Here is a 16,763-nt window from a genome sequence, read left to right on the forward strand (position 1 = left end):
CTTCCGGCCGGGCGCCCGCGCGCCGCGGCCTCACAGATCGCGGCTGATCAGCTGGCCGCGCGGCAGATGGCCACGAAGTCGGCCGCCTTCAGGCTGGCGCCGCCGATCAGACCACCGTCGATGTCGGGCTGCGACATCAGCGTGGCGGCGTTGTCGGGCTTCATGCTGCCGCCGTACAGGATCTTCATCGCGTCGGCCTGCGGCGTGGCCGCCTTCAACTGCGCGCGCAGCACGGCGTGCACGGCCTGCGCCTGCTCGGGCGTGGCCACCTTGCCGGTGCCGATGGCCCACACGGGCTCGTAGGCCACCACCATCTCGCCGGCGCAGTGGCCCAGTGTGTGGATCACCGCCGACAGCTGGCGCTTGACCACGGACTCGGTCTCGCCCGCCTCGCGCTGGGCCAGGGTCTCGCCCACGCAGACGATGGGCGTGATGCCGCGGGCCAGTGCCGCCTTGGCCTTGTCGGCCACCTGCTGGTCGGTCTCGGCGTGGTACTGGCGGCGCTCGCTGTGGCCCACGATGGCGTAGCGGCAGCCGAACTCGGCCAGCATGGCCGCCGACACCTCGCCGGTGTAGGCGCCCTGCTCATGGGCCGAGCAGTCCTGCGCGCCCCAGCGCACCTCGCTGGCCGCCAGGGCGACAGCGGTTTCCGACAGGTACGGGAAAGGCACGCACACGGCCACGTCGCAGCCGAAGGGCCGCGCGGCGGTGATGCCGGCCAGCAACTCGGCGTTGGCGGTGTGGCTGCCGTGCATCTTCCAGTTGCCGGCCACAAGCTTGCGTCGCATGGTCTGAAACTCCTTCAAGCGGTCCAGTCGAGCACGATCTTGCCGACGTGCGTGCTGGACTCCATCAATGCATGGGCCGCAGCGGCCTGGGCCGCCGGGAACACCGTGTGGATGACCGGCTTGACCTGGCCGGACTCGATCAGCGGCCACACCCGGGCGCGCAGATTCGCCGCGATGGCGCCCTTGAACGCCACCGAACGCGGACGCAAGGTGCTGCCGGTGATGGTCAGGCGCCGGCGCAGCAGTTCACCGGCATGGAAGCCGCTCTGGATGCCGCCCTGCACCGCGATGATCACGATGCGGCCATCATCGGCCAGGCACTGCACCTCGCGCGCCACGTAGTCGCCGGCCACCATGTCGAGCACCACGTCGGCGCCTCGGCCACCGGTGGCGGCGTTGACCTCGGCGACGAAGTCCTGCGTCTTGTAGTTGATGCCGACATCGGCGCCCAGGGCCACGCAGGCGGCCACCTTGTCGTCGCTGCCCGCCGTCACGAGCACCTTGGCGCCCAGCGCCTTGGCCAGCGCGATGGCGGTCACGCCGATGCCCGACGAGCCGCCCTGCACCAGCAGGGTCTCGCCGGGCTGCAGCGCGCCGCGGTCGAACACGTTCGACCAGACGGTGAAGAAGGTCTCCGGCAGGGCCGCCGCCTCGATGTCGCTCAGGCCCGCCGGCACCGGCAGGCACTGCGCGATCGGCGCGGTGCAGCGCTCGGCATAGCCGCCGCCGGCCACCAAGGCGCAGATGCGGTCGCCGAGTCGGAAGCCCGCCGCCGCCAGTCCGGCCGCGTCACCACCAATGATGGTGCCGGCGATCTCCAGGCCCGGCAGATCCGACGCGCCTGGCGGAGGCGCATAGGCGCCCTTGCGCTGCAGCACGTCGGGCCGGTTGATGCCCGAGGCGGTGACCTGCACCAGCAGTTCGCCGGCCGCGGGCACCGGGTCGGGCCGGGTGCACTCGACCAGCACCTCGGGGGCTCCGAAGCTCTTGATCTCGATCGCACGCATGGTCTCGACTCCTGCGGTGTGGGTCTGGAACGGGTCTGGCGGAAGCGGCGGCGTCAGCGCAGCGGCTTACTGCTGCTGTTGCTGCTGCTGCTCGTGGCCTTCGGCTGCGGGCGCGCCCTCGCCGGCTTCGCGCGGGGCCTGCTCGGCGCGCTCGGGGCGGTCGCCACCGCGCTCGCCACGGTCACCGCGGTCGCCGCGATCACGGCGGGGGCCGCGGTCGCCACGGTCACCGCGCGGGCCGCGGTCGTTGCGGTCGCCGTACTCGCGACGCGGACGCTCGAAGCGCTCTTCCTCGTAGCCCTCGGGCTTCTCGAGCAGGGCCTTCAGGCTCAGCTTGATGCGGCCCTTCTCGTCGGTCTCGAGTACCTTGACCTTCACGACCTGGCCTTCCTTCAGGAAGTCCTCCACGCGCTCGACGCGCTGGTGGGCGATCTGGCTGATGTGCAGCAGGCCGTCCTTGCCGGGCAGGATGTTGATCAGCGCGCCGAAGTCCAGGATCTTGGTGACCGGGCCTTCGTAGATCGCGCCGACTTCCGCCTCGGCGGTGATGTCCTCGATGCGCTTCTTGGCCAGGGCGGCCTTGTCGGCGTCGGTGCTGGCGATGGTGATGGTGCCGTCTTCGCCGATGTCGATCTGGGTGCCGGTCTCTTCGGTCAGCGCACGGATGGTGGCGCCGCCCTTGCCGATCACGTCACGGATCTTCTCGGGGTTGATCTTCATCGTGTACAGGCGCGGCGCGAACTGGCTCACATCGGCCTTGGCCTCACCCACGGCGGCCTGCATCACACCCAGGATGTGCATGCGGGCTTCCTTGGCCTGGGCCAGTGCCACCTGCATGATTTCCTTGGTAATGCCCTGGATCTTGATGTCCATCTGCAGGGCGGTCACGCCGGCGGTGGTGCCGGCCACCTTGAAGTCCATGTCGCCGAGGTGGTCCTCGTCACCCAGGATGTCGGTCAGCACCGCGAAGCGGTTGCCTTCCTTGATCAGGCCCATGGCGATGCCGGCCACGTGGGCCTTCATCGGCACGCCGGCGTCCATCAGCGCCAGGCAGCCACCGCACACCGAGGCCATCGACGACGAGCCGTTCGACTCGGTGATCTCGGACACCACGCGCAGCGTGTACGGGAAGTCTTCCTTGGCCGGCAGCAGCGGCACCAGGGCGCGCTTGGCCAGGCGGCCGTGGCCGATCTCGCGGCGCTTCGGGCTGCCCACGCGGCCGGTCTCGCCGGTGGCGAACGGGGGCATGTTGTAGTGGAACAGGAAGCGGTCCTGAAACTCGCCGGCCAGCGCGTCGATCTTCTGCGCGTCCTGCTCGGTGCCCAGCGTGGCGATCACCAGGGCCTGGGTCTCGCCGCGGGTGAACAGCGCCGAGCCGTGGGTGCGCGGCAGCACGCTGGAGCGGATCTCGATCGGGCGCACGGTGCGGGTGTCGCGACCGTCGATGCGCGGCTCGCCGGCCAGGATCTGGCCGCGCACGATGCGCGCTTCGATCTCGAACAGCAAGCCTTCCACGGCCACGCTGTCGAACGTCAGGCCTTCGGCCTTCAGCGCGGCCAGCGTCTCGCTGGTGGCGGCGCGGCATGCCTGTGTGCGGGCCTGCTTGCTGCGGATCTGGTAGGCGGCGCGCAGCTTGGGCTCGGCCAGCTCGGTGACCTTGGCGATGAAGGCCTCGTCCTTGGCCGGGGCGGCCCATTCCCACACCGGCTTGCCGGCGTCGCGCACCAGCTCATGGATGGCGTTGATGGCGATCTTGCCCATGTCGTGGCCGAACACCACGCCACCCAGCATCACCTCTTCGGACAGCTGGTCGGCTTCCGACTCGACCATCAGCACGGCGGCTTCGGTGCCGGCCACCACCAGGTCCAGCTTGCTGTCGGCCAGCTGGGCCTTGCCGGGGTTCAGCACGTACTCGCCGTTGATGTAGCCCACGCGCGCGGCGCCGATCGGGCCGTTGAACGGGATGCCCGACACGCTCAAAGCGGCGCTCGAGGCGATCAGCGCGGCGATGTCGGCCTGCACCTCGGGGTTCAGGCTCAGCACATGCACCACGACCTGCACTTCGTTGAAGAAGCCTTCGGGGAACAGCGGGCGGATCGGGCGGTCGATCAGGCGGCTGGTGAGCGTCTCGAGCTCACTCGGGCGGCCTTCGCGCTTGAAGAAGCTGCCGGGGATGCGGCCGGCGGCATAGGTCTTCTCGATGTAGTCGACGGTCAGCGGGAAGAAGTCCTGGCCGGGCTTGGCTTCCTTGCGCGCCACGACGGTGGCCAGCACCACGGTGCCGTCGATGTCGACGATGACGGCGCCGCTGGACTGTCGGGCGACTTCGCCGGTTTCCATGGTGACCTGATGCGGGCCCCACTGGAAGGTCTTGGTGACTTTGTTGAACATGCTCATGTGCAGGTCTCCGTTGGATGCAGGCGCACTTGCGGTGGCGCCGGATGGGACCGGGAACACGGTGCGAGGTTCACGCGTCGGGCGGGATGCCATTCCAGTGATGCCCCGCCGCGATCAAGCTGCGGTGGACGCCGTTGGAATGACACAGCACTGCCCCGAAATGACCACGTGACGGGTCGGCCGGGCTCCTGTGGAACGAAGCGGAAAGAGCGGCGACAAGCGCGAAGAGCCTGTGCTGGGCTTGCGGGCACCAGACAGGCTCTCCGTGGCTCATCGCAGGATCACTTGCGCAGGCCGAGCTTCTGGATCAGCGCGGTGTAGCGCTCGGGGGCCTTGCCCTTCAGGTAATCCAGCAGCTTGCGGCGGCGGCTCACCATCTTCAGCAGACCGCGGCGGCCGTGGTGGTCCTTGGCGTGGGTCTTGAAGTGGGGGGTCAGCTCGTTGATGCGGGCGGTCAGCAGGGCCACCTGCACCTCGGGGCTGCCGGTGTCGGCAGCGCCACGGGCATTGGCCTTGACGATTTCGGCGCGGTTGATATCGGCCACGGACATGTGCGTTTCCTTCGTTGTCATGGAAACCGCCGGGCCGGCGCGTCGGGACGGCAAGCCCCGAAATTGCGCCTGGCGGTTTCCGTTTGCCTGCCGTGCTGCCCGGTGCGGGCGCGCGCGGCGGCGTCTTCACTTGCGGTCACGGGTGAAACCGACCCGTGCCGTGCCATCGATCCGCCCGGCACCCGCCGCAAGGCGCGTATCAGGCAGAACCCGCAGAGTATAGCGCAGCGCGCAGACGCGCCACGCCGGCGTCCAGCCGGGCCGGATCGCGCGAGGCGAAGCACCAGCGCAGCCAGCCCTCGCCCTCGGGCCCGAAGGCGCTGCCCGGCGCCAGGCCCAGGCCGTGCTTGGCCACCAGCCGCTTGGCGAAGGCCAGCGAATCGCCGGCCCCCGGCGCATCGGCCGGTGGGCGGAACCAGGCGTACATGCCACCCAGCGGCACGGCCACGGTCACGCCCGGCAGCGTGGCCAGGCCCTGGCACAGGCGGTCGCGCCCGGCCTTCAGCCGCGCCACCAGCGGCGGCACGAAGCGGTCGGCGATGGCCATCGCGGCCAGGCCGGCGCGCTGCACGAACACCGGCGCGCAGGAACTGTTGAACTCCAGCAGCTTGGCCATGGTGTCGATGGCGCCGCGCGGCAGCACCAGCCAGCCCAGGCGCCAGCCGGTCATCAGGAAGGCCTTGGAGAAGCTGCCGACCACCACCACGCGGTCGTCGGGGCTGGCGATGTCCAGAAAGCTCGGTGCCGCCGGGCCGTCGCCGTACCAGAGCCGGTCGTACACCTCGTCGGCGACGATCCAGGTGCCGGTACGGCGGCAATGGTCGAGCAGCGCCTGCTGCTCGGCGCGGTCGAGCGTCCAGCCGGTGGGGTTGTTGGGCGCGTTGAGCAGCAGCACCCGGGTGGCTGGCGTCACCGCCGCCAGCAGGCGCGGCAGGTCCAGGCGCCAGGCGCCCTGGGCGTCGGGCGCCAGCGGCACGCGGCGCACCTGGGCGCCCAGGATGGCCGGCTGGGCCGGCAGGTTGGGCCACACGGGGGTCACCACCACCACCTCGTCTCCGGCCGCCGCCAGCATCTGCATGGCCAGCATCAGCGCGCTGACCCCGGACGAGGTGACGGCGATGCGGTCGGGCCCCGGATCGCCATGCAGGCCGCCGATGTAGCCGCGCAGCGCCTCGCGCAGCTCGGCCAGGCCCAGGTTGTGGCTGTAGAAGGTCTCGCCCCGGGCGATGGACTCGGCCGCCGCCTCGCGGATCTCGGGGGGCGTGACCTCGTCGGACTCACCAAAGTAGAACGCCAAGATATCGGCGCGGTCCAAAGCGGCATTGGCCACCTCGCGGATGCGGCTGCCGGGCAAGCCGGCGATGTGGGGGCGCAGGTCCAGTTCGGGCATTCGGCTCACTCCGGTCGGGTCATGCGGCAAGTGTGCGGCAGCTCCAGCGCGCGGGCATCGAAGCGGCGCACGGTGCGGAAGCCGTAGCCCGAGCCCTCGACATCGTGCCGCACGCCCGGCGTGCCGGCCTTGTCCATCAGGCTGACCACCAGCGGCTGCTGGAACTGGTGGTCGGCCGCGCGCATCGTGCCCTGGTGCACGCCGCCCAGCGCGCCGGCGTCCAGGCTCAGGCCCTCGAGGGCCCGCGCCACCGCGGCCGGATCGGTCGAACGCGCCTTCTCCATGGCCTGCGCCAGCAGTTCCACCAGGGCCTGCATGCGCGCATGCAGGTAGTCGTCGCGCGGGTCGGGGAAACGCTTGTGGAAGGCGCTCACCAGCGCCTCGCTGGGGGCATCGCCCAGGTTGGGCTGCCACTCGGCCACGGCCAGCACCGCGCCCACGCCGGCATCGCCCAGCGCGGCGGGGGCGCCCAGCGCATTGCCGTAGAAGGTGTAGTACTTCAGCGGCACGCCCAGCTCGCGCGTGGCCTTGACCAGCAGCGTGAGGTCATTGCCCCAGTTGCCGGTGACCACCGCCTGCGCGCCGCTGGCGCGGATCTTGGTGGCATAGGGCATGAAGTCCTTCACCCGGCCCATCGGGTGCAGTTCGTCGCCGACGATCTCGATGTCGGGGCGGCGCGCCTGGATCTGCGCCCTCGCCTGCTTGGCCAGGTTCTGGCCGAAGCTGTAGTCCTGGCCGATCAGGTAGACCTTCTTCAGCGCCTTGTCGTCCTGCAGCACGCTCATCAGCGCGTTCAGGCGCATGTCGGCATGGGCGTCGAAGCGGAAGTGCCAGAAGCTGCAGCGCTCGTTGGTCAGCGAGGGCTCGACGGCCGAATAGTTCAGCAGCACGGCGCGGCGCTGCGGCTCGCGCTCGTTGTGCTTGTTCAGCGCGTCGATCAGCGCACTGGCCACGCTGGAGCTGTTGCCCTGCAGCACGAAGCCGATCTGCTTGTCGGTGGCGTTCTTCAGCAGCGTCAGGGCCTCGTCGGCCTGGCCCTTGCTGTCCATGCGCACCAGTTCCAGCTTGCGCGCGCCACCGGGCAACTTGACGCCACCGCGTGCATTGACCCGCTCGGTGGCCCACAGCAGGTTGCGGAACACGGCCTCGCCAGCATTGGCGAACGGGCCGGACAGCGCCTCGATCAGGGCCAGGCGCACCGGTTCGGCGCTCGGCGCCGACGCCGTGTTCTGGGCGGCGGCAGGCAGCACGGTGGCCGACAGCGCGGTGGACAGCGCGGCCGCGGCCGCCAGGCTCAGGCGCCGCAGGGCGCCGGGTTTGGAACACATCATCAACAGAAAAGCTGCCGAAGCAGCGGAGCGGAGAAATCGAACGGGGACGGAGCGCTCAGCCGATCTGGTCCAGCGGCCAGCGCGGCTTGACGTCGAAGGCGTAGTCGTGCGCGGCCTCGGCGCGGCCGGCCTGCAGCCGCATGGCCGCGGCCAGCGCGATCATGGCGCCGTTGTCGGTGCACAGCGCCAGCTCGGGGTAGTGCACGCGCAGGCCGCGGCGCTGCGCGGCGGTGTTGAGCTGTTCGCGCAGCGCGCTGTTGGCGCCCACGCCGCCCGAGACCACCAGGCGCTTCAGGCCGGTGGCCTTGAGCGCCGCCAGCGACTTCTTCACCAGCACCTCGACGATGGCCGCCTGGGTGGACGCTGCCAGGTCGGCGCGCGACTGCTCGCACACGTTGCCCGCGGCTTCGAGCTTGCGGTGCTGGGTGAGCACGGCGGTCTTGAGGCCGGCGAACGAGAAATCCAGGTTGCCGCTGTGCAGCAGCGGCCGTGGCAATGCAAACGCCTCGGGGTTGCCGAAGGCCGCCAGCCGCGACAGCGCCGGCCCGCCCGGGTAGCCCAGGCCCAGCAGCTTGGCGCTCTTGTCGAAGGCCTCACCGGCGGCGTCGTCGATGGTCTCGCCCAGCAGCTCGTAGTCACCCACGCCCTCCACGCGCATCAGCTGGGTGTGGCCGCCGGAGACCAGCAGGGCCACGAAGGGGAACTCGGGGGCGTCAGCCGACAGGAACGGCGACAGCAGGTGCCCTTCCAGGTGGTGCACGCCCAGCGTGGGCTTGCCGAGCGCGGCGGCCAGCGCGCAGGCCACGCCGGCGCCCACCAGCAGCGCGCCGGCCAGGCCGGGGCCGCGGGTGAAGGCCACCACGTCCACGTCCGCCAGCGTGGCCTGGGCCTCGTGCAGCACCTGGCGCGCCAGCGGCAGCACGCGGCGGATGTGGTCGCGCGAGGCCAGCTCGGGCACCACGCCGCCGTAGTCCTGGTGCATGGCCACCTGGCTGTGCAGCGCATGGGCGCGCAGCGCCGGCACCGCGCCGCCATCGATCGTGACCAAGGCCACGCCGGTCTCGTCGCAGGAGGATTCGATGCCGAGAACATTCATGGGGCGGGAGTGTAGTGGCGCGGATGTTGCATCGCGTCATGCATGGCCACACCCCCCGCCCGTGCCCTGCGCATCGTCATCGTCGCCCCGGACACCCTGGTGCCCGAGGCCGACGACACCGAGGCCTGGGGCCAGGCCGAGCGCTCGCGCAGCCTGCGCATCGGCCTGCTGGAGGCCGGCTACGACATCGTGGCCGTGCTGCCGCCCGACATGTACCTGCCCGACCACCTGGCGCGCATCCAGCCCGATCTGGTGATCGTGGATGCCGAGAGCCAGGCGCGCGACACGCTGGAACACGTGGTGATCGCCACGCGCGACGAGCGCCGGCCCATCGTGCTGTTCACCAACGACGACGACACCTCCCACGTGCACGACGCCATCGCCGCCGGGGTCACCGCCTATGTGGTGGCCGGGCTGGCGCCCGAGCGCGTGAAGCCGGTGCTGGACGTGGCGATGGCGCGCTTCAAGGTCGAGGAAGGCCTGCGCCGCGAGCTGGCCGACGCCAAGAGCCAGCTGCAGGAGCGCAAGGTGATCGAGCGCGCCAAGGGCCTGTTGATGCAGCGCCTGGGGCTTGGCGAGGAGGAGGCCTATGCCCGCCTGCGCCGCGCCGCGATGGACAAGAAGCTGCGCATCGCCGAGATCGCCCAGCGCATGCTGGACGCGGCCGACCTGCTCGGTTGAGGTGCATGCGCGCCCGCACGGGCGCACCAATCCCCGTCATGGTGCATTGCAGCACGCGCACACCCACCCCTTGGCGGTGCGGCGTGCGTGCCAACGGGCCTGGCCGACCGGAGCAGGCCTGGCACGCTGATTGCTGAGTCTCTCGCAAGAAGGTCAACGGCGACTTTCCACCCCGCCAGCGGCGCTCAATGACGAGCGTTGCCGGCAACCGGACGACGGCGTCCCCGCCCGTGGCTGCGCACACCCAGTGCCTGCCGCGACGCGAGGACGCCGTTTTTGTTTTTCAGGTCACCGCCCGCACCCACCACCATGACTCTCCCGAACGCCAAGGACACCGTCAACATGACCCGCCGCTCCGTCATCACGGCCGCCGCCGCAGGCGCCGCCGGCATGATCCCCGGCCTGCAGAGCGCCGTGTACGCCGCCGGCTCGGACAAGCCCGAGAAGGAGGAAGTGCGCATCGGCTTCATCCCGCTGACCGACTGCGCCAGCGTGGTGATGGCCAGCGTGCTGGGCTTCGACAAGAAGTACGGCATCAAGATCGTGCCCACCAAGGAAGCCAGTTGGGCCGGCGTGCGCGACAAGCTGGTCAACGGCGAGCTTGACATGGCCCATGTGCTGTGGGGCCTGATCTACGGCGTGCAGATGGGCATCGGCGGTCCGAAGAAGGACATGGCCGTGCTGATGAACCTGAACCACAACGGCCAGGCCATCACGCTGTCCAAGAAGCTGGCGGACAAGGGCGCCGTGGACGGCGCCAGCCTGGCCAAGCTGATGGGCACCGAGAAGCGCGAATACACCTTTGCGCAGACCTTCCCCACCGGCACCCACGCCATGTGGCTGTACTACTGGCTGGCCAGCGTGGGCGTGAACCCGATGAAGGACGCCAAGGTGATCACCGTGCCGCCGCCGCAGATGGTGGCCAACATGCGCGTGGGCAACATGGACGGCTACTGCGTGGGCGAGCCCTGGGGCCACCGCGCCATCATCGACGGCATCGGCATCACCGCCACCACCACCCAGGACATCTGGAAGGACCACCCCGAGAAGGCCCTGGGCACGACGGCCGAGTTCGTCAAGAAGTACCCCAACACCGCGCGCGCCGTGGTGATGGCCATCCTCGAGGCCAGCAAGTGGATCGACGCCGGCCTGCAGAACAAGATGAAGATGGCCGAGACCATCGCCGACAAGGCGTATGTCAACACCAGCGTCGACGCGATCAACCAGCGCATCCTGGGCCGCTACCAGAACGGCCTGGGCAAGACCTGGGACGACCCCAACCACATGAAGTTCTTCAACGACGGCGTGGTGAACTACCCGTACCTGAGCGACGGCATGTGGTTCCTGACCCAGCACAAGCGCTGGGGCCTGCTGAAGGACCACCCCGACTACCTGGCCGTGGCCAAGCAGGTCAACCAGACCGAGATCTACAAGCAAGCCGCCTCGGCCCTGAAGATCAGCCTGCCCAAGAGCGACATGCGCGACAGCAAGCTGGTGGACGGCGTGGTGTGGAACGGCAAGGACCCCGCCAAGTACGCCGACAGCTTCAAGGTCAAGGCCTGAGCGACATCTTCACTGGAGAACTGCCATGGTCAGTGCCGTGTTCCATACCACCCCGAGCCTGGCGCCCGCCAGCGACTCGCCCGCCGCTGCGGCCGCGTCCAAGCCGGCCGCGGCACCTGCCGCACCGGCCGCCGCGGTCAAGGCGCCCCAGCCCGAGCGCCAGCCCTTCGACTGGCGCGGCCTGGCGCTCCAGGTGCTGCCGCCCATCCTGGGCATGGCGCTGCTGATCGGCGTGTGGGCGCTGGCCACGCAGAACTCCACCGCCTTCCCCACCCCGGCCAAGACCTGGGACGCGGCGGTCAAGCTGTTCAGCGATCCGTTCTACCGCAACGGGCCCAATGACCAGGGCATCGGCTGGAACATCCTGAACTCGCTGCAGCGCGTGGCGCTGGGCTTCGGGCTGGCCGCGCTGGTGGGCATTCCGCTGGGCTTCATGCTGGGGCGCTTCAGCTTCCTGTCCCACATGGTCAACCCGCTGATCAGCCTGCTGCGCCCGGTGTCGCCGCTGGCCTGGCTGCCGATCGGCCTGCTGGTGTTCAAGAGCGCCAACCCGGCGGCGATCTGGACGATCTTCATCTGCTCGATCTGGCCGATGGTGATCAACACCGCCGTGGGCGTGCAGCGCGTGCCGCAGGACTACCTGAACGTGGCCCGCGTGCTGAACCTCAGCGAGTGGAAGGTCATCACCAAGATCCTGTTCCCCAGCGTGCTGCCCTACATGCTGACCGGCGTGCGCCTGTCGGTGGGCACGGCCTGGCTGGTGATCGTGGCCGCCGAGATGCTGACCGGCGGCGTGGGCATCGGCTTCTGGGTGTGGGACGAGTGGAACAACCTCAATGTCCAGCACATCATCATCGCGATCTTCGTGATCGGCATCGTGGGCCTGCTGCTCGAGCAGGCGCTGGTGGCCATCGCCAAGCGCTTCTCGTTCGACGACTGAACCCGACCCACCGGAAGGAAACGACCATGTCCTCATTCATCGAAGTGCAGAACGCCGAGATGGTGTTCACCACCAAGAAGGGCCGCTTCCATGCGCTGCGCGAGATCAACCTGGGCATCGAGAAGGGCGAGTTCATCGCGCTGATCGGCCACTCGGGCTGCGGCAAGAGCACGCTGCTGAACCTGATCGCCGGCCTGACGCTGCCCACCTCGGGCGCGCTGATCTGCGACAACAAGGAGATCGCGGCCCCCGGCCCCGAGCGCGCGGTGGTGTTCCAGAACCACAGCCTGCTGCCCTGGCTGACCTGCTTCGAGAACGTGATGCTGGCGGTGGAGCGCGTGTTCGGCGCCAAGGAAAGCAAGGCCCAGCTGAAGGCCCGCACCCAGGCCGCGCTGGAACTGGTGAACATGGCCCACGCCGCCACCAAGCGCCCGCACGAGGTGTCGGGCGGCATGAAGCAGCGCGTGGGCATCGCCCGCGCCCTGGCCATGGAGCCCAAGGTGCTGCTGATGGACGAGCCTTTCGGCGCGCTGGATGCGCTGACCCGCGCCAAGCTGCAGGACGAGCTGCTGAAGATCGTGGCCCGCACCCAGAGCACCGTGGTGATGGTGACGCACGATGTCGACGAGGCCGTGCTGCTCAGTGACCGCATCGTGATGATGACCAACGGCCCGGCCGCCACCATCGGCCAGATCCTGGCGGTGGACCTGCCGCGCCCGCGCAACCGCGTGGAACTGGCCGAAGACCCGGCCTACATGCACTGCCGCAAGGAAGTGATCGACTTCCTGTACACGCGGCACGGCCACGTCGAGAAGGTCGCAGCCTGAACGGTGCACCCGGTCGCCGGGTACGGCGACCACCCGCCGAGCGGGTGCTCAGGCGGCTTGGGGCGGCCCGGCGCTCGCCTGAGCCGCCCCCCACACCGCATCGACGCAACAGAGCCGGCACTGGCACGCCGTTTGCTGAATGTTCATCGATGCCGGCAACGGTGTCTGTCTATCTCCTCAGCAGGGCAGTCAGGCCCTTTCGTCCAACCCCTCGGCCCACAGGCCGGGGGGTTTTTTTCTGCCTGCCGCCGCCCCGCGCACCAGACTGCGGCACCGCACGCACCGGTGCAGTGCACCGCTGGCCGGTCGCCGCCGCGACAAGACCGGATCCGGGCCACCGCGAGAATCCCGCCGCATGGGAACCCTCTACCTCGTGCGCCACGGCCAGGCCTCGTTCGGCGCCGACAACTACGACCAGCTCAGCCCCCTGGGCGAGCGCCAATGCGAACGCCTGGGCGAGTACCTGCGTGCGCGCGGCCAACGCTTCGAGGCGGTGATCACCGGCACGCTGCAGCGCCACCTGCAATCACACGACGCGCTGGCGCGCGGCCTGGGCCAGCAGCACGAGGCGCTGCGCCTGCCCGACCTGAACGAGTACGACAGCCACGCGGTGCTGGCCACGGTGCATGAAGGCCCGCTCGGCAAGCCCACCACGCCCGAGGCCTACAAGCACCACTTCCGCCTGCTGCGCCAGGGTCTGGCGGGCTGGATGGCCGGGGCCTTGCAACCCGAGGGCATGCCGACCTATGCCGATTTCGCCGCCGGCGTGCAGGCGGCGCTGGACCATGTGCGCAGCCAGCACCGCGGCGATGTGCTGATCGTGTCCAGCGGCGGGCCGATCTCCACCGCCGTGGGCCTGGTGCTGGGCACACCGGCCGAGACCGGCATCGACCTGAACATGCAACTGCGCAACAGCGCGATTTGCGAGTTCTCGTTCAACCCGAAGCGCCACGTGCTGGTGGCCTACAACGCGCTGCCCCACCTGGACAGCCCGGAGCACCGCGACTGGGTCACCTACACCTGATCCGGAACAGCGCCCTGCGCCAGCGCCCAGTTGATGTGCTCGCTCAGCAGCGCATCGGCCGCCGGCAGCGCGGCCTGCAGCGCGGCGGCGATGGCCGCGTCGCCCGTCTGACGCCAGGCATTGCCCAGCGCCACCGCCAGGTTGCGGCGCCAGCGTGCGAGGCCGATGCGGCGGATGGCGCTGCCCTCGGTGTGGCGCAGGAAGGCGGCCTCGTCCCACGCCCACAGGGCCAGCAACTCGGCTGCGGCCACGGCAGGCCGGGGGTCGAAGTCGGCCAGTGCGCTGCGCCCGGCGTACTTGTTCCACGGGCACACCAGCTGGCAGTCGTCGCAGCCGTAGATGCGGTTGCCCATCGCGGCGCGGAACTCGACCGGGATCGGCCCGTCGTGCTCGATCGTCAGGTAGCTGATGCAGCGCCGCGCGTCCACGCGGTACGGCGCCACGATGGCCTGGGTGGGGCAGGCGTCCAGGCAGGCCGTGCACTGGCCGCAGTGCGCACTGGCCGGCGCAGTGACCGGCAGCGGCAGGTCGACGAAGAGCTCACCCAGAAAACTCATCGAGCCGCCCTCGCGCGCCAGCAGCAGCGTGTGCTTGCCGCGCCAGCCGATGCCGCTGCGCTGCGCCAGTTCCACCTCCAGCACCGGCGCCGAATCGGTGAACACGCGGTGGCCGCGCGGGCCGATCTCGGCCTGCAGCCGGTCGGCCAGCTTCTGCAGGCGCTGGCGCAACACCTTGTGGTAATCCCGCCCATGGGCGTAGAGCGAGACGCTGGCCTGCCGCGGCTGCGCCAGCCGGTCGAAGGCGATGGCCTGCCAGTCCGCAGGCGCGGCGGCCGGCAGGTAGTCCATGCGCGCGGTGATGACGCGCAGCGTGCCGGGCACCAGTTCGGCCGGGCGTGCACGCTTCAGCCCGTGGCTGGCCATGTAGGCCATCTCGCCATGGCAGCCGGCGGCCAGCCAGGCCAGCAGGCCGGGCTCGGCGCTGGCCAGGTCCACGTCGGCCACCCCGATCTGGGAAAATCCCAGTTCGGCGGCCCAGGCCTGCAGGCGTGTCCACAGCGCGTGCAGGTCGCGCGTTGATGGCGCACCGCCCTGCCCCGCCGCCGCCTCACCTTGACCCTGCCCGTGTCCGTCACGCATCCGTTGCCACCCGAAACCCTGGATTGTCTCTGGCCCGACGAGGCCGCCTGCGCTGCCTGGGCGCAGCAGCTGGCGGCCCTGCCCGGCATCGCCGATGGCGTGATCGAGCTGCACGGCCCGCTGGGTGCCGGCAAGACCACCTTCGTGCGCCACCTGCTGCGCGCACTGGGCATCACCGGCCGCATCAAGAGCCCCACCTACGCGGTGATGGAGCCTTACACCCTGGCGGATGGCCGCGAGGCCGCGCACTTCGATTTCTACCGCTTCGGCGATCCGCGCGAGTGGGTGGACGCGGGCTTTCGCGACGTGTTCGCCCGCCCCGGCCTGAAGATCGCCGAATGGCCCGAGAAGGCCGCCGGCCTGCTGCCGGTGCCCGACCTGCGGCTGGACATCGAGCCGCTGGACGAGGCCGCGCGGCGCGTGCGCGTGCAGGCCGCCACCGCCACGGGCCAGGCCCTGCTGGCCGGGCTGCGCGCTGCCGCTGCGTCGCCAGGCACTGCATGACGCCGTCCCGCCGCATCAACCGCCGCCAGGCCCTGCACGGCCTGGGCGCCGTGGCGCTGACGCTGGGCACGGCCGAGCTGGCCTGGGGCGCCGCCATCGTGGCCGTGCGCGTGTGGCCGGCGCAGGACTACAGCCGCGTCACGATCGAGAGCGACACGGCCCTGGCCGCACGCATGCAGATGGCCGAGAACCCGCCTCGCCTGGTGATCGACATCGACCAGCTGGAACTCAGCCCGGCGCTGCGCGAGCTGGTGGGCAAGGTGCGCGCCGACGACCCCTACATTGCCGGCGTGCGCGTGGGCCAGAACCAGCCGCGCGTGGTGCGCCTGGTGGTCGACCTGAAGCAGGCCGTGGCGCCGCAGCAGTTCACGCTGGAGCCGGTAGCCGCCTACAAGCACCGCCTGGTGTTCGACCTCTACCCCAGCGAGGCGCGCGACCCGTTGCTGGAACTGGTGCGCGAGAAGGAACGCGCCGAGGCCCAGGCCACGCAGAGCGTCAACGACGCGCTGGGCGACTTCATCAAGGACATCCAGCGCCCGCCGCTGCCGGTGGTCCCAGTGCCCCTGCCCCCGGTGACCCCGGTGCCTGCCGCCGCCAGCGCGCCGGCCGTGGCCGCCAAGCCGCCGGCGGCGGTGGCCTCGCGGCCGCAGTCCACCCCGGCGCCGGCCCCGCCGCTCAGTGCCGACGAGGTGCGCCAGATCGACCGCCTGGTGGTGGTGGCGCTCGACCCCGGCCACGGCGGCGAAGACCCCGGCGCCATCGGACCCAGCGGCCTGCGTGAGAAGGACGTGGTGCTGGCCATCGCGCTGAAGCTGCGCGACCGCCTCAACAGCGTGCCCGGCATGCGCGCGATGCTGACCCGCGATGCCGACTTCTTCGTGCCGCTGCACGAGCGGGTGCGCAAGGCGCGGCGGGTGCAGGCCGACCTGTTCGTGTCGATCCACGCCGATGCCTTCATCACGCCGGCGGCGCGCGGAGCCTCGGTGTTCGCGCTGTCGCAGAACGGCGCCACCAGCACGGCCGCGCGCTGGATGGCCGACAAGGAGAACGCCGCCGACCTGGTGGGCGGCGTGAACACCGTGGCCGTGAAGGACCGCGAGGTGCTGCGCGCGATGCTGGACATGAGCACCACCGCGCAGATCAAGGACTCGCTGAAGATCGGCCGCGAGGTGCTGTCGCTGATCGGCGGCGTGGGTGCGCTGCACAAGCGCAGCGTGGAGCAGGCCGGCTTCGCGGTGCTGAAGGCGCCCGACGTGCCCAGCATCCTGGTGGAGACGGCCTTCATCTCCAACCCGGAAGAAGAGGCCAAGCTGCGCGACGAGGACTACCAGCACAAGCTGGTCGAGGCCTTGTTCACCGGCATCCGCCGGTACTTCGCGCGCAATCCGCCGTTGGCGAGGCAGCGGGTGCTTTGACCTGCTGAGTGGGGTTCGGGGCCAGCCGCACCCGGATGCCCGGCACGGTCTCCGCATGCGGTTCTATGCCCACCCGGTGGCCTTGGCCTCGCGCCGACTGTTGAGCGCTT

General features: G+C 70.3%; 15 protein-coding genes. 7 read left to right on the forward strand and 8 right to left on the reverse strand.

From position 1 onward, the window contains the following. Nucleotides 1-47: 47 nt before the first annotated feature. The 7 genes from tpiA to tsaD form a co-directional block, all read right to left on the reverse strand. Complete coding sequence (tpiA, locus tag AACH10_RS19300) at nucleotides 48-788, reverse strand: triose-phosphate isomerase (RefSeq protein ID WP_341412116.1); 741 nt, start codon at nucleotides 786-788, stop codon at nucleotides 48-50. A gap of 14 nt (nucleotides 789-802) precedes the next feature. Continuing rightward, complete coding sequence (locus tag AACH10_RS19305; RefSeq protein ID WP_341412117.1) at nucleotides 803-1,795, reverse strand: NAD(P)H-quinone oxidoreductase; 993 nt, start codon at nucleotides 1,793-1,795, stop codon at nucleotides 803-805. A gap of 66 nt (nucleotides 1,796-1,861) precedes the next feature. Further along, the gene (gene pnp / locus AACH10_RS19310; RefSeq protein WP_341412118.1) at nucleotides 1,862-4,192 is read right to left on the reverse strand and encodes a polyribonucleotide nucleotidyltransferase; all 2,331 of its coding nucleotides are present in this window, start codon (nucleotides 4,190-4,192) and stop codon (nucleotides 1,862-1,864) included. 281 nt (nucleotides 4,193-4,473) lie between these two features. Continuing rightward, nucleotides 4,474-4,743: a 30S ribosomal protein S15 gene (gene rpsO, locus AACH10_RS19315; RefSeq protein WP_341412119.1), complete on the reverse strand. Its 270-nt coding sequence runs from the start codon at nucleotides 4,741-4,743 to the stop codon at nucleotides 4,474-4,476. A gap of 199 nt (nucleotides 4,744-4,942) precedes the next feature. Then, nucleotides 4,943-6,118, reverse strand: coding sequence for a pyridoxal phosphate-dependent aminotransferase (locus AACH10_RS19320; protein ID WP_423228635.1), 1,176 nt, complete (start codon nucleotides 6,116-6,118; stop codon nucleotides 4,943-4,945). 20 nt (nucleotides 6,119-6,138) lie between these two features. After that, on the reverse strand, nucleotides 6,139-7,461 hold the full coding sequence (locus tag AACH10_RS19325; protein WP_341412122.1) for a branched-chain amino acid ABC transporter substrate-binding protein: 1,323 nt from the start codon (nucleotides 7,459-7,461) through the stop codon (nucleotides 6,139-6,141). Between the two features lie 58 nt (nucleotides 7,462-7,519). Further along, complete coding sequence (tsaD, locus tag AACH10_RS19330) at nucleotides 7,520-8,560, reverse strand: tRNA (adenosine(37)-N6)-threonylcarbamoyltransferase complex transferase subunit TsaD (RefSeq protein ID WP_341412123.1); 1,041 nt, start codon at nucleotides 8,558-8,560, stop codon at nucleotides 7,520-7,522. Nucleotides 8,561-8,602: 42 nt separating this feature from the next. On the opposite strand from tsaD, the gene AACH10_RS19335 reads away from it, so the two are divergent. From AACH10_RS19335 to AACH10_RS19355, 5 genes are all read left to right on the forward strand, one after another. Further along, the gene (locus AACH10_RS19335; RefSeq protein WP_341412124.1) at nucleotides 8,603-9,241 is read left to right on the forward strand and encodes an ANTAR domain-containing response regulator; all 639 of its coding nucleotides are present in this window, start codon (nucleotides 8,603-8,605) and stop codon (nucleotides 9,239-9,241) included. A 309-nt stretch (nucleotides 9,242-9,550) separates the two neighbouring features. After that, on the forward strand, nucleotides 9,551-10,804 hold the full coding sequence (locus tag AACH10_RS19340; RefSeq protein ID WP_341412125.1) for a CmpA/NrtA family ABC transporter substrate-binding protein: 1,254 nt from the start codon (nucleotides 9,551-9,553) through the stop codon (nucleotides 10,802-10,804). A 25-nt stretch (nucleotides 10,805-10,829) separates the two neighbouring features. After that, nucleotides 10,830-11,744 carry a nitrate ABC transporter permease gene (gene ntrB, locus AACH10_RS19345; protein ID WP_341412126.1) on the forward strand — a complete coding sequence of 305 codons (915 nt, stop codon included), beginning with the start codon at nucleotides 10,830-10,832 and terminating at the stop codon, nucleotides 11,742-11,744. 59 nt (nucleotides 11,745-11,803) lie between these two features. Further along, the gene (locus tag AACH10_RS19350; RefSeq protein ID WP_423228636.1) at nucleotides 11,804-12,571 is read left to right on the forward strand and encodes an ABC transporter ATP-binding protein; all 768 of its coding nucleotides are present in this window, start codon (nucleotides 11,804-11,806) and stop codon (nucleotides 12,569-12,571) included. Between the two features lie 355 nt (nucleotides 12,572-12,926). Next, a complete protein-coding gene (locus tag AACH10_RS19355; RefSeq protein ID WP_341412130.1) occupies nucleotides 12,927-13,595 on the forward strand; it encodes a histidine phosphatase family protein in 669 nt (222 codons plus the stop codon). Here AACH10_RS19355 and queG read toward each other — a convergent pair. After that, the gene (queG, locus tag AACH10_RS19360; protein ID WP_423228637.1) at nucleotides 13,586-14,641 is read right to left on the reverse strand and encodes a tRNA epoxyqueuosine(34) reductase QueG; all 1,056 of its coding nucleotides are present in this window, start codon (nucleotides 14,639-14,641) and stop codon (nucleotides 13,586-13,588) included. The two genes, AACH10_RS19355 and queG, sit on opposite strands and share 10 nt — an antisense overlap. A 72-nt stretch (nucleotides 14,642-14,713) precedes the next feature. On the opposite strand from queG, the gene tsaE reads away from it, so the two are divergent. Both tsaE and AACH10_RS19370 read left to right on the forward strand, forming a co-directional pair. Further along, on the forward strand, nucleotides 14,714-15,238 hold the full coding sequence (gene tsaE / locus AACH10_RS19365) for a tRNA (adenosine(37)-N6)-threonylcarbamoyltransferase complex ATPase subunit type 1 TsaE (RefSeq protein WP_423228638.1): 525 nt from the start codon (nucleotides 14,714-14,716) through the stop codon (nucleotides 15,236-15,238). Beyond that, a complete protein-coding gene (locus AACH10_RS19370; RefSeq protein WP_341412131.1) occupies nucleotides 15,235-16,653 on the forward strand; it encodes an N-acetylmuramoyl-L-alanine amidase in 1,419 nt (472 codons plus the stop codon). Before tsaE ends, AACH10_RS19370 begins: the two co-directional genes overlap by 4 nt. Nucleotides 16,654-16,763: the final 110 nt, after the last annotated feature.

The sequence above is a fragment of the Pseudaquabacterium inlustre genome (assembly GCF_038066595.1).
GTDB lineage: Bacteria > Pseudomonadota > Gammaproteobacteria > Burkholderiales > Burkholderiaceae_C > Pseudaquabacterium > Pseudaquabacterium inlustre.

What these genes read in the sequence shown, in the direction of transcription:
- AACH10_RS19335 (WP_341412124.1), top strand. Translation starts at nt 8,603, where the DNA reads ATGGCCACACCCCCCGCCCGTGCCCTGCGCATCGTCATCGTCGCCCCG.
- AACH10_RS19325 (WP_341412122.1), bottom strand. Translation starts at nt 7,461, where the DNA reads ATGTGTTCCAAACCCGGCGCCCTGCGGCGCCTGAGCCTGGCGGCCGCG.
- tpiA (WP_341412116.1), bottom strand. Translation starts at nt 788, where the DNA reads ATGCGACGCAAGCTTGTGGCCGGCAACTGGAAGATGCACGGCAGCCAC.
- AACH10_RS19355 (WP_341412130.1), top strand. Translation starts at nt 12,927, where the DNA reads ATGGGAACCCTCTACCTCGTGCGCCACGGCCAGGCCTCGTTCGGCGCC.
- ntrB (WP_341412126.1), top strand. Translation starts at nt 10,830, where the DNA reads ATGGTCAGTGCCGTGTTCCATACCACCCCGAGCCTGGCGCCCGCCAGC.
- AACH10_RS19350 (WP_423228636.1), top strand. Translation starts at nt 11,804, where the DNA reads ATGGTGTTCACCACCAAGAAGGGCCGCTTCCATGCGCTGCGCGAGATC.
- AACH10_RS19305 (WP_341412117.1), bottom strand. Translation starts at nt 1,795, where the DNA reads ATGCGTGCGATCGAGATCAAGAGCTTCGGAGCCCCCGAGGTGCTGGTC.
- pnp (WP_341412118.1), bottom strand. Translation starts at nt 4,192, where the DNA reads ATGAGCATGTTCAACAAAGTCACCAAGACCTTCCAGTGGGGCCCGCAT.
- tsaD (WP_341412123.1), bottom strand. Translation starts at nt 8,560, where the DNA reads ATGAATGTTCTCGGCATCGAATCCTCCTGCGACGAGACCGGCGTGGCC.
- rpsO (WP_341412119.1), bottom strand. Translation starts at nt 4,743, where the DNA reads ATGTCCGTGGCCGATATCAACCGCGCCGAAATCGTCAAGGCCAATGCC.
- AACH10_RS19340 (WP_341412125.1), top strand. Translation starts at nt 9,551, where the DNA reads ATGACTCTCCCGAACGCCAAGGACACCGTCAACATGACCCGCCGCTCC.
- AACH10_RS19370 (WP_341412131.1), top strand. Translation starts at nt 15,235, where the DNA reads ATGACGCCGTCCCGCCGCATCAACCGCCGCCAGGCCCTGCACGGCCTG.